The sequence below is a fragment of the Shewanella sp. SP2S2-4 genome (assembly GCF_031932025.1).
Lineage (GTDB): Bacteria > Pseudomonadota > Gammaproteobacteria > Enterobacterales > Shewanellaceae > Shewanella > Shewanella baltica.
This window is the reverse complement of sequence record NZ_JAUOER010000013.1, coordinates 50,590-63,304: the sequence shown is the minus strand read 5'-3', so window position 1 is coordinate 63,304 and position 12,715 is coordinate 50,590. Positions and strand designations below refer to the sequence as shown.

The following is a 12,715-nucleotide window of genomic DNA, read 5'->3' as shown; positions in this document are numbered from 1 at the left end:
TCAAACGGCGAGCCTCAGTGCTCGCCGTTTTTTTGTTAGGTCTTTTATAACGTTATGATTTAAAGATAAAAGTAAACAATGTTTCAAACCACTTTTAGCTTGTTCCCAAGTGACTTGGTCATATAAAGGCTGAATACATGAAATAACAGAATAAATAAGCCATTGAATAAAAAACTAATTAAGTACTAATAGATCTGCATGAACTACCTGATTGCGACCTTTAGATTTAGCCTCATACAAAGCCTTATCAGCCCGAATAAGCAAAGGCTCAATACTCGAAACACTACTAGACGTCGCCACACCAATACTAATTGATAACCGTATATCTGGATTTACATTAATTTTTTCAATAGCTAATCGAAGTTTTTCGGATACAACTAATGCTTGTTCGCTATCAGCTCTGGGTAAAATGGCGGCGAACTCTTCGCCACCGAAACGGCCAATAATGCCATATTGATTTAGTCCATCTTGCAAAGCATTAGCACAGAGCTTAAGCACAGTATCGCCGGCATTATGTCCGTGTACGTCATTAATTTTCTTAAAATTATCAAGATCTAACATAAGCACACTAACGGGAAAGTTTTCACTGGCGATGATACTCGTCGCATTATGCATAAAAGCCCTTCGGTTAAATAAACCCGTCAAACTATCCTGCGAAGCTAATGTGGATAACTCTTTGTTTAATCTATCCAATCTAACTAACAGAATGACAACGGTGCTGAAAATGATATAAATCATTCCAGCAATCACTAAACCACTCTGAAAAGAACTTTTGGCGACTAAATGAATAAATAATTCTGGTTTTACATAACAAAATAAAGCTCTTACGATAAAGCCTACCCCGAATAAGCCAGTAGAATACATCAACCAGCCCTTTAGCTTTTCACTTCCAGACCAATTGCCTCTCGTTAAAATAAATGCCATTAAGATCAATTGAGTACCCGTAATAATACTTGCAAAAATAACTCGCATGGCTATGTCATCAATATAAATAGACATAGTCAGGATCATCACGAATATGGGGAATAAAACGAGCCAAAGCGGCGCTTGTTTACCCACTAAGCGAGCAAACGCCAGATAACTGAATGAAAACGCAGTAGTGACGCAAAAATTATAAAAAATAACCGCAACAACGGGAGGTAAATAAGGACGAGAAAACAGCAGTAAATTAGCAATCCCGTGAATAAACAGTGCAATAACCCAGTATTTTGTCCCTTTATCCATTCCCCTCTCAGCCATCAGTAATATTGCAAGCAGCCATTGAACAATAGCTTGTGCGATGATTAGCGTTGGAGAATCGAGTTCTATCATGTTTTGGACTGATAAGTTCATATCTAGGTTTAGATAGAAATAGTATCAGAGTCGATACTCATACGGTAAGAAGTAATTCCGCAATGCTGACAAGGGTTCAGATAGAGAATGTCAAAGCATGCTTTCAGCAAAGTTTATGCTGAAAGCAAATCACAAATAAAATACATATAATAAAGCGAAATACATCAGATTATAGCAACATCAGCCCAATTATAGGCCCAGCTAAACTACTCATGCCCCCAAGGCTTTGGCGGTAATGCGACAGGTTGAGTGAGATCAAAATCGACTTTGAAATCGCGGTTTTCGCGCGTAAGTTGATAGCTAAACGTCGTTGGGGTGATTTCCATGTGCCACACATTCGTGATCGACTGGGTTAGCCCATTCTTAACGAAATTATCGATAGATTCCCTATCAATGGGAAACGACTGTTTCAGCACTGTCCCATCATTCATGGTATCGCCGCCATACATAGTCACAGCATCTTCGCTGCCATCTTGATGGCGATGGTCGTGTTTCAACTTAAGTCCTTGCTGCGTTTTAGTCAGCACCCAAGTACGTGAATGGTCATCACCGACATGGAACGGGATCTTAAGCTCAGTGTCGCTGCATTCGCGCACGTGCATAATTAAAGACTTACCGCTAAAGGCTGAGTCCGCAGTGTCACCCGAAACAACTTTGCCCGCAAAAGCTTGGCCACAATGGGCGGCAATTTGCGCAAAGAAAGTATTCTGGGTCTCAGTGGATAAGGGCTCAGCTTGAGCCGCTATGGATGGTAAAGCAATCGAAGACAAACTGGCGAGCGCGAGACTCTGTAGGGCAATTCTGGACTTCATCATGTTCTCCATTTTTTAGATGAAAAACACCCTAACACTAGGAAATAAATTCAAACTGAATTTCACCTAGTGTTAGTGATGATAAGCCAAGTGATTACCAGCCGATGTAAGTACGTGAACGGTTACCGAGACGCTTCTTGATAAAGCGAGCCGTGATAATACTTCCCACCATCAGGAAGATAAAAATCCCCGCGGAGAAGAGCACGCTAGTGACCCAAGATCCCGGCGGTAAACGGTAACGCATTAAGGTCGCAGTGGCGTTAAACATCATGTCGAACAGCGGATGAATAAAGAAAATCGCAAAACTCATCTCAGCCACTTCCACTAACCAAGGCAATCGACTGCGCCCCGACAACCATTCGCAGAAATTCAGCACTAACACACATAAACAGAGTTTTTGAATAAACTGCCAATCAATGCCGTTATATTCAAACGGAGCCTTATGGTAGTTACCAATATGCTGCACTATGTAAGTTTGCTCGACTAAGCTCACCACTAAAAAAATCATCGCGAGGGCAGTAAAGATAGAACCAAAGCGCGTCACAATATGTTCATCTTGCGAATATAAAATACCAATCAAATAGAAAGGCATAAAATACACCACTGAGTGGATGAAATTGACGTTGCCTATGGGTCTATGCAGCAGAATAGCCACCACACAACTCAGAACAAATAGCGTCCAACGCATCTGCTGTGAGCAACGGATAAACCACAAAAATATTGGCGAAAATAAAAACACCGCCATGATGAATGGAATATACCAATGCGGATACAGGATATAACCGTTACGTATGGTGTAAAAAATACTCAGCAAGAGTTTGTCGAGCGACTGGTGCTCCATAAAAATCCAGCGCAAACACAAACAGAATAAACCGATCAGAGACACGACTAAAAAAGGATAAAGTACGTTCTGTACTTTGTTCTTCATGAACTTGCTGTAGTCGAAATCCTTATAAAAAATACGATGGAAAAAGTACCCTGAGATAAACACGAACAAAGCCGTGCCACCGCGTAATAGGTTTTCCAACAGCAGCGGGAAACCTTCTCCAGAGTTGTAAATACTGTGGCCAAGCACGATAAAGATAATCGCAATGCCACGCATGTAGGTAAATTCGAGCTGATTTTTTCTCATTATTAATTCATCGCACAGTAGAGGGTTCTTCCATCAACAACACTCGCAGAAACCCTAATAGTTCCATGGACTTCTGCTTCATTGAATACCAGATACTGACCCTCACGCTGAAAGGGGAATGCCAAAGGTAACAGAGTTGCAGCCTCAATGCCCTCACAATAATTTTGTACAGGAACATCGAGTAATGGACTGCCACTCACTGACAAGTTACTAAATTGCGCGCTCATCCCTAGATAGGCTTGCGTCATTTCATCTTGGTACGGCACAACATAAAAACCAGAACGCACATCACCCACATCAATAAAACTACTGCTATCGCTCACGCTCGGCATCACCAATAACGGTACTCTAACGTCTTGCGCATTCAATAATAGCTGCGACAATTTCGCTTGAGTGGCAGGATAATACGCTAGCATTTGCTGTAACGGCTTCTTCAGTTTATTGTCTTTTCTTTCCACCGGCGGCACTGGTTTCACGCGATTTAACAGTAAATCTAGCGGTAACATGCCCGACATGACAGACTCTTTCCACACATAAGGGTCTTGAGTGCTATCCAACAATATGCCCGCCAGAGCACCGATGTTTTCCGCCTCCGCCGTCCAACCACCCAACATTTTCCTCTGCTGATAATAGTCGTGCACATATTGGGTCAGTATTTGCTGATAACCGAGTAAGGTTTGATTTTGGCTTAAGATACGTGCGCCAGCGGCCAATTCCACATACTTAGCGCTGCCTTCGACGAGGTCGTTGATGTAACCGACTCTATCCTCGTTTGGCGCAATTTGACGCCATTGCTGCAACCAATAGGCCGCATGGCTCAAGTGTAATGACTGCTGCTCGGGTTGTGCCAGCGCCGCCATTAAGGCATCAAATAACTGTAAACGGTAATAGCGGGCATCGAGGCTGAGCGGGAACACTTCGCCCTCGTAACGCCTGCCATCTTCTAAAACTCGCCATTCGGATTGCGCATAAAAGTGAAAAGCTTCATGCAGACCATTACTGGCCCAGATTAAAAAGGCTAAATCCGTAGGCTTAGTGTCGGCAGTAAATTGGATGTTCGGCGCTTCGAGTTGGATTAGTACCCCTGGCTGACCTTGATATTGCGGAAAACCGAAATTAACAGACAAACCAGACTGCAGGTTGACTGACTCTAAGACACTATTATCTTGAATGATTTCGCCACCGGGCTGACGCAGCCAGACGTTGCCGCCATAACTAAAGAGGTGCACTTTATCTTCGAGGCGAAAACCCGGCCACAAAGCTTCGCTCTGGCGACTATTCTGCGCCATAAAATCGAGGTAAAGACGGGCGAGTTGTTCCGGAGAGGCTTCATCGGCAAACGCGGGGGTAGCGGCAGAGACACCTAAAAGCCATAGGATCACTACCATAATATTTTTCATTTATCTGCCTAAACAAACACAAGGGGTTTACAAAACAGCGCTAGCATATAGCGCAATCAAGCAATAGTGAAACGTTTGCAAAAAAATATTTTTACCCCAGAAAATCTAAGTAAAAACCAAATCAACGACTCCTAATAAAATCATATTTTTAGCGCAATTTAGCATCACTTAGGTCTTGGCGAGCACATTAGGCTTAAACCTTAGGTTCCGTCGGTTTATCGCCAAACCAGAGTGCCAGTTTATCCGCCGCGAGGGATTTGACTTCGTCATCAATATATAAGGTCACCATAGTCAAAGCGGCGGCAAGCGCCCCTAAATCGTCGGTAAAACCCACTAAAGGTGTGAGATCGGGAATCGCATCTAAGGGAGAAATAAAATACGCCAAGGCGCCGAAGATGACAGACTTGGCCCATTTAGGGGTATTCGGCTGCTGCGCCGCATAATAAAGCCACAGGGCACGCTCGATCACTTCCCTGCCCGCCTGACGGCTAAAGAGTTTAACCTTGTTCCAAAATCCGCTGTCGGTAAATTGCTCATCCGCCATTATATCGCTCCTGCAGCTTGAGATTGTTTGAGTATCAATCTATTCCTCCTCACAGTGTACGACGATAAGCCGCAGGGGTCAGGCCAAATTGTTGCTTAAAACGTAAGGAAAACTTTTCCGCCGATTGATAACCACAGGCTAAGGCCACTTGTAGTAATGGCTCGCCCGAGTGTTGCAGCATGGCCAAACCATGGCTCAGCCGGACTTCGACTAACAACTGCCTAAAACTGGTGTCTTCTAACGCCAATTTACGCCTAAGGCTGGCCGTGCTCATGTGTAACTTGTCGGCAATCTCCTCCTGCTGCCATGGCGCCGAAGGACTCACGCTCATCAAAGCCAAGGCCGCTTGAGTCACGCTGCGTTGCGTGTGGCCATACAACCAGTTCACACTGCGTTTATCAGGCAAACTGAGCAGTAACGCAGCCAGATAATGCAGCTGAACAGAATCAGCCAGAGACAAGCTCAAACTCTGTAATAACGCATTCCAAGCTAAGTCCACCGCGCGCGATACGTTTTGGACTGGCATAGGATCGCGCCAATCGGCCGTTCTCGATAAAATGCCTTGGGGTAAATCGTGGGGAAGCAATAACTGCACTGCCCGATAGCGCCCAAGAAAAGGCCGATTCACAAAGCTGATATGCGAACCCGCCGGAATTAACAGTAACTGACCTTGGCCCACCAAAACGGATTCATCTTGCCAGAGTAAAGACTTTTCCCCATGGATAACCCGAATAATCGACGGCTGGTGCACAGGTACTTGAGATAAAGATTGTGCCTGCTTCGAATCATATTCAAACAAACGGATCATGACACCAGCCTAATTATCAATGGATTATCGGTTATATACCGCAGTCAACTTGGCGCTACCTAAGGCTTGTGCTCTGAGCATAAAGCCTAATAATGCAGGGCTAGCGTCCTTTGGCAGATCTAATGCACTGGGCAATGCCCACACAGTGAATTCATACCTGTGTACGCCATGACCTTCGGGCGGACAAGCGCCACCAAAGTCAGTGGTGCCGAAGTCGTTCTTCAAAGCAATAGCGCCTTTGGGCAGTGCATCAGCATGCGAGCCCGCGCCTTGCGCCAATGATGTTTGCGCTACGGGTAAGTTATATACCGCCCAGTGCCACCAACCGCTGCCCGTTGGCGCATCAGGATCATAAGCCGTCACCGCAAACGCTTTCGTCCCCGCAGGTACTTCAGTCCAAGTCAGTTGCGGCGAAATGTTGTCACCTTGGCAACCGAAACCATTAAATACTAATTGCGATGTGAGTTTATTGCCCTCGCTCATATCTTTGCTCGTTAACGTCATAGCATGTGCCTGTCCAAATAAGCCCAATACTAAACTCGCCCCTAGCCACCATTTATTCATGTCTATCTCCCATTGATGTTTCGACCTGACTAATCTACGTCAATCCAAAAGATCACATCTGCCCTAAAACGGCAACTTTCTGCCCCAAATGCTCAAATGTGAGAAAAAAACTGTCACTTTTGCAATCTTTCAGCATGCATGTGATTTTGTAAAGAGAATTTATGCATAACCATGCAAGGGTGTCATGCGGTATAAATTAAGATACTTATTACCACAGCATGTTAATTAAGATTAGAAAAAAACAATAAGAAATTTTATGCAAAAAATATTACTTAAATAACACTGACAATATTTACTTTCATAATTTAGATAAAGATACTTAAGTATGATTGACTCAATTTAATATTGATAAAACAAGTTAAATTTAAGTACCAATTATTAAAAAGTAAGACATAGGTCATGATTTTATTTATAACTCGCATATAAACTTCACTCCGTAATAAAACCTAACTGTTTTCTCTAAGTCATAATGGAGTCGTATATGAAGAGGAAATCTAAAATAATGGCGCATATCCGGCGCACGCGGCATATCATGATGCCTAGTCAACGTGACTATTTCGATCATTCCTTTATCTTCCTCCGCTAATCTCAGCGCAGGTTGTAAGCCAATAAACAGGTCTAAAGTGCTATTGCGCTAAATTTTGCAAACACTTAATGTACTGTCTTTTTTTGGTTTATTATCTTGCGTCACTATCAAAGCATTCTTTTATCAGTGCAGTTTTACTGCGGCTAAGCTATTTGCACGTCAAATAAATATATTTTAGTTTTATTTATTTCGCGACATTGGCATAACCACATCTAATTTGCACACGGAATAGCTATATCTAATTTTCATGCCATTAATGTTTTTAATTAGGTATAGGCACACTTGTATCTATTTTTTAAAAAGTAAAAGGGAAATTAACTATGAAATCATTAAAAGTAGCCGCTAGCTTATCTGTTAGATCTTGTTTCGATATCGACAGAGAAGTCGTCAATGTACTAACCACAGATTTTTGTGATGTGGGCGCGGCTGTAGTCTCTGTTGATGATGTTAGAAATGGTATTGTTGAAAAGATTAAAAACACCGGATTGAAACTACCGATATTCGTTTCAGTTTGCTGTGAAGAAACTTTCCCAGACGATGTTTGCTCATCTATTACTGGGGTATTTGAACTCTGCGGCGATAACACTGACTTCTACGGAAAACAGGTTGAAACGGCAGTCAATAAATATGAACAAGCACTATTACCGCCTTTCTTCGGCACACTGAAAAAGTACGTTGAAATGGGTAATTCCACATTTGCTTGCCCGGGTCATCAGGGCGGACAATTCTTCCGTAAGCATCCTGTGGGCCGTCAATTCTTCGACTTTTTTGGCGAAACGATTTTCCGCGCCGACATGTGTAATGCCGATGTCAAATTGGGTGATTTACTGATCCATGAAGGCGCACCACTCGATGCACAAAAATACGCAGCCAAAGTCTTTAATGCCGATAAAACCTATTTTGTACTTAACGGCACTTCATCCTCAAATAAAGTGGCGACTAATGCGCTATTAGCTAAGGGCGATCTCGTTTTATTCGACCGCAATAACCACAAATCAAACCACCATGGCGCGTTAATTCAAGCAGGTGCCACGCCGATTTATTTAGAAACCGCGCGTAACCCCTTCGGATTTATTGGCGGTATCGATGCCCATTGCTTCCAAGAATCCTATTTAAGAGATCAAATTCGCGAAGTCGCCCCAGAAAGAGCCGATGAAAAACGCCCCTTCCGTTTAGCGATTATCCAACTCGGCACCTATGACGGCACTATCTACAATGCTCGCCAAGTAATTGATAAAATTGGTCATCTGTGTGATTACGTCTTATTTGACTCGGCTTGGGTCGGTTATGAACAGTTCATCCCTATGATGAATGACTGCTCGCCACTCTTGCTCGAACTGACCGCCGAAGATCCCGGTATTATCGTGACTCAGTCGGTGCATAAACAACAGGCGGGTTTCTCGCAAACATCGCAAATCCATAAAAAAGACAAGCATATCAAAGGACAAGATAGATATTGTAACCATAAACGCTTCAACAACGCTTTTATGATGCATGCCTCTACTAGCCCCTTCTATCCATTATTTGCGGCGCTAGATGTGAACGCGAAAATGCACGAAGGCGCGAGTGGTCGTTATCTGTGGCGTGAAGCGGTAAAAGCGGGTATTGAAGCACGTAAGCTACTGCTTAAAAAATGTAAATATATCAAACCATTTGTGCCCACTATGATAGATGGTCGCCTATGGCAAGATTATGAAACTGAACAAATGGCCGATGACTTACGTTTCTTCGAATTCGAACCCGGTCAGAAATGGCACTCCTTCGAAGGTTATGAAAAAGGCCAATACTTTGTTGACCCTTGTAAATTCCTATTAACGACACCCGGTATAGATGCAGAAACCGGTAAATATACCGAATTTGGTATTCCAGCCACTATTTTGGCTAACTTCTTACGGGAAAATAATATTATTCCTGAGAAGTGCGACTTGAATTCAATTTTATTCCTGATGACACCTGCAGAAGATATGGCCAAGATGCAACATCTGGTCTCGCAAATATCTCGTTTCGAGAAATTAGTCGATGAAGATGCGCCTTTATCTGAAGTATTACCTAACGTCTACAACGCGAATAAAGCACGTTACCAAGACTATACCATCCGCCAACTTTGCCAAGAAATGCACAATCTTTATGTCAGTCATGACGTAAAACAACTGCAGAAAGAAATGTTCCGTAAAGCGCATTTCCCAACCAAAGTGATGGACCCACAGGAAGCAAATCTAGAATTTATTCGTGGCAAAGTCGAACTCGTTCCGCTGTCGCAAATTGAGGGAAGAATTGCCGCAGAAGGCGCACTTCCTTATCCACCAGGTGTGCTGTGTATGGTACCGGGTGAAATTTGGGGCGGTTCGGTGCAACGTTATTTCCTCGCTCTCGAAGAAGGTATCAACCTATTACCTGGATTCTCGCCAGAACTGCAAGGTGTTTATCTTGAAAATACCGCAGACGGCAAAATTCAAGCTATGGGATATGTATTAAATAAATAATGAAAACTGACTGCAGAGTTAATTAACCCCGCTCTGCAGTCAATTTCAAACCTCCTATAATAAGTCACCTAAATTAGGTTATTAATATGAGTAAATCAGCAAATAAAATTGGTGTAATCCAATTAACGATTATCACCATAGTCAACATGATGGGCTCAGGCATTATTATGCTGCCAACCCAACTCGCTCAAGTCGGTACCATTTCAATTTTATCTTGGCTAGTCACAGCGGCGGGTTCTACAGCCCTCGCCTTCGCCTTTGCTAAATGCGGTATGTTCAGTAAAAAATCCGGTGGTATGGGCGGTTATGCCGAGTATGCCTTCGGCCGTTCAGGCAACTTTATGGCCAACTACACCTATGCCGTCTCGCTGTTAATCGCCAACGTCGCGATTGCCATCTCTGCCGTGGGTTACGCAGCCGTGTTGCTGGAAGTTAACTTAAGCCCTATGGCAATTTGTCTTGCGACCATTGGCGTACTTTGGTTGGCAACCATTGCTAACTTCGGTGGCGCCCGCATCACGGGCCGTGTGAGTAGCGTGACTGTATGGGGGATCATTCTGCCTGTGATTGGCGTGTCGTTAATTGGTTGGTTCTGGTTCGACATCGACCTCTACAAAGGCGCATGGAACCCGCATGATATGCCATTCTTCAAAGCGTTAGGCGGTTCTATCGCGATGACTTTATGGGCGTTCCTCGGTCTAGAATCGGCCTGCGCCAACTCAGAAGCCGTCGATAATCCAGAGAAAAACGTCCCTATCGCTGTGATGGGCGGTACCTTAGGTGCGGCGGTGATTTATATCGTCTCTACTAACGTGATTGCAGGTATCGTACCAAACGCCGAACTTGCCATGTCAAACGCGCCCTTCGGTTTAGCCTTCGCGCAAATGTTTAACCCTGTGGTCGGTAAAATCGTGATGGCCTGTGCCATTATCTCTTGTACTGGCTCGCTGCTAGGTTGGCAGTTCACTATTGCCCAAGTGTTTAAAGCCTCTGCAGATGAAGGATTTTTCCCTAAAATCTTCTCTAAAGTCAGTAAAGCCGATGCGCCAATTTGGGGTATGACCATTATCGTTTGTATTCAAACCGTTTTATCTCTGATGACTATTAGCCCATCACTGAGCAAACAGTTCGAAGCACTCGTTAACCTCGCCGTCGTCACCAACATTGTGCCTTACATACTATCGATGGCCGCCCTTGGCATAATGCAAAGACAGCAAAAAGTACCAGTTAATAAAGCCCGTATTGCCAACGTGATTGCCGTGATCGGTGCCTTATATAGCTTCTATGCCCTGTATAGCTCAGGCGAAACCGCAGTAATGCTTGGCGCCATGGCCACCTTCTTCGGTTGGACTATCTTCGGCGTGATCTCAAACAAAGCACCCGTTGCCGATACGCGTCCAGCCTAAATCCGGCTAGCGCATTATCGAAAACGATTAATTACACCATCTAAAAGAACGGTTACTCAGGGATCATAGGCCAAGCCTATGATCCCCTGGAGAATACTTGCTCATTATCGGGGGATTTATGAAGAAGACTTGTCTCGCCTTAGTGTTACCTATGCTATTAACGGCCACCAGCAGTCAGGCGGTTGAGCTTTATAAAGATCAAAAAAATACATTAGATTTAACCGGTTGGTTGGGGTTTGCCGCCCTGAATGACAGCCACGACACCTCGGTTATCGACGATTCTTCGCGCCTCAGATTTAGTTTCGAGCGCAGTGAGAGAAACGGCTGGACCGCCTTTGCTACCACGGAATGGGGGATCAATATGGTCTCCAGCGACGATGGACTAGTGATGCAAGGGGGCAAACTCGCCGCCGAAAAGACCGATGATTTTCTCTATAACCGCTTAGGTTATGTCGGCATGTCCCACGATGACTGGGGGAGTTTGAGCTTTGGTAAACAATGGGGCGCCTATTACGATGTCGCCGGCACCACAGATTTACCTAACGTTTTCGCAGGTTACAGCGTTGGCGCTTACACCTTTGGCGATGGCGGCCTCACCGGCACTGGTCGTGCCGACTCCGCCTTTATTTACCGCAATAGTGTCGGCCCAGTGCAAATTGCCCTGCAATATGCCGCCAAAACCAATGGCGATGTCAGCTTAAAAAATGATGACGGCAGCGAGATGAGTAACTCTGAGTTGAGTTTCGACAGCAGTTACGGCGCCAGCATCACCTATGCGGCAACCGACAAATTCAAGCTACTCGCAGGCTTTAACCGCGGTGATTTTGAAGGCCACTTAGGCAATACCAAAGTCGATGAAACCAATGAAATCATCGGCATTGGTGCCATGTATGGTGACTACTACCACTATGCCGAAGGACGCGAAGCCAGCGGTCTTTATGTGGGTTTTAACGCTCACCAAAGTAAGAGTAATGAACTGGTCAATGGTGATCTCTACGACGCCACTGGTGCCGAGTTGATGACGGCCTATCAATTCGACAACGGTTTTGTGCCTATGGTCGTACTCAGTTATTTAGATTTAGACACAGATGCAACTACGCCCATCCAAGGTAATTGGACCCGCCAATTTGCTATGCTGGGACTGCACTATCGCTATAGCAACGACACTGTGATGTTTGCTGAAATGAAGTTAGATTTCAGTGATATGGATGATGCCGCGCTTGAAGCGCAGGAAGACAACAGCTTCGCAGTCGGGATTAATTACTTCTTTTAAGGCTCAAGGGGATATTAACCAAGGTGGCTAAAGCGCTCATTCAACTTTGGCATTCCTTGGTCATATATAGCGAGACTGTTTTAAATAACAGTCTTCAGTGGCTGTTTTAGTCACATGTTGAATTAACCATGTTTTGCAGGACAAGCAGCTCGCGTCATCGCTCATATGCGTGAGCCTATTTGAGGCTGAGGTGCGGCGCACGTTTCGTCTACAAACGCTCGCCGTAACACTCATTGGATGGTACCGCAGGCTTACCATTATCTCTACGCCACTCCAAGTCAGTTTCTGGAGTGGTTTTTTTCAATGTCGAGCGGCTAGATCCAGATTTGCTTCGACCTTCAGCGTCACTTATTAATGCCGACGACTGTCGTTCAG

The 12,715-nt window shown here is 44.5% G+C and carries 11 protein-coding genes; 4 read left to right on the top strand and 7 right to left on the bottom strand.

The window, feature by feature from the left end; all coding sequences use genetic code 11:
• Window positions 1-174: 174 nt before the first annotated feature.
• From Q4Q54_RS12280 to Q4Q54_RS12250, 7 genes are all read right to left on the bottom strand, one after another.
• Entirely contained in the window at window positions 175-1,311 is a 1,137-nt protein-coding gene (locus tag Q4Q54_RS12280) for a GGDEF domain-containing protein (RefSeq protein ID WP_311988574.1), read from the bottom strand.
• Between the two features lie 227 nt (window positions 1,312-1,538).
• The gene (locus Q4Q54_RS12275; RefSeq protein WP_311988603.1) at window positions 1,539-2,144 is read right to left on the bottom strand and encodes a hypothetical protein; all 606 of its coding nucleotides are present in this window, start codon (window positions 2,142-2,144) and stop codon (window positions 1,539-1,541) included.
• A gap of 94 nt (window positions 2,145-2,238) precedes the next feature.
• Window positions 2,239-3,276 (bottom strand): acyltransferase, encoded by a 1,038-nt coding sequence (locus tag Q4Q54_RS12270; RefSeq protein WP_311988573.1) that lies wholly within the window; start codon window positions 3,274-3,276, stop codon window positions 2,239-2,241.
• 2 nt (window positions 3,277-3,278) lie between these two features.
• Window positions 3,279-4,676 (bottom strand): hypothetical protein, encoded by a 1,398-nt coding sequence (locus Q4Q54_RS12265; RefSeq protein ID WP_311988572.1) that lies wholly within the window; start codon window positions 4,674-4,676, stop codon window positions 3,279-3,281.
• A 193-nt stretch (window positions 4,677-4,869) separates the two neighbouring features.
• On the bottom strand, window positions 4,870-5,220 hold the full coding sequence (locus Q4Q54_RS12260) for a YkvA family protein (RefSeq protein ID WP_006083509.1): 351 nt from the start codon (window positions 5,218-5,220) through the stop codon (window positions 4,870-4,872).
• Window positions 5,221-5,269: 49 nt separating this feature from the next.
• Window positions 5,270-6,028 carry an AraC family transcriptional regulator gene (locus Q4Q54_RS12255; protein ID WP_311988571.1) on the bottom strand — a complete coding sequence of 253 codons (759 nt, stop codon included), beginning with the start codon at window positions 6,026-6,028 and terminating at the stop codon, window positions 5,270-5,272.
• A gap of 24 nt (window positions 6,029-6,052) precedes the next feature.
• Complete coding sequence (locus tag Q4Q54_RS12250) at window positions 6,053-6,592, bottom strand: YbhB/YbcL family Raf kinase inhibitor-like protein (protein WP_311988570.1); 540 nt, start codon at window positions 6,590-6,592, stop codon at window positions 6,053-6,055.
• Window positions 6,593-7,061: 469 nt separating this feature from the next.
• Here Q4Q54_RS12250 and speFL point away from each other — a divergent pair, with 469 nt between their 5' ends.
• The 4 genes from speFL to Q4Q54_RS12235 all read left to right on the top strand — a co-directional run bounded on the left by speFL (window position 7,062) and on the right by Q4Q54_RS12235 (window position 12,340).
• The gene (gene speFL / locus Q4Q54_RS21660) at window positions 7,062-7,178 is read left to right on the top strand and encodes a leader peptide SpeFL (protein ID WP_100199882.1); all 117 of its coding nucleotides are present in this window, start codon (window positions 7,062-7,064) and stop codon (window positions 7,176-7,178) included.
• Window positions 7,179-7,498: 320 nt separating this feature from the next.
• Window positions 7,499-9,661 (top strand): ornithine decarboxylase SpeF, encoded by a 2,163-nt coding sequence (speF, locus tag Q4Q54_RS12245; protein WP_311988569.1) that lies wholly within the window; start codon window positions 7,499-7,501, stop codon window positions 9,659-9,661.
• 86 nt (window positions 9,662-9,747) lie between these two features.
• Window positions 9,748-11,067: a putrescine-ornithine antiporter gene (gene potE / locus Q4Q54_RS12240; RefSeq protein ID WP_311988568.1), complete on the top strand. Its 1,320-nt coding sequence runs from the start codon at window positions 9,748-9,750 to the stop codon at window positions 11,065-11,067.
• A 118-nt stretch (window positions 11,068-11,185) separates the two neighbouring features.
• Entirely contained in the window at window positions 11,186-12,340 is a 1,155-nt protein-coding gene (locus tag Q4Q54_RS12235) for a porin (RefSeq protein ID WP_311988567.1), read from the top strand.
• The last annotated feature ends 375 nt before the right edge of the window (window positions 12,341-12,715 follow it).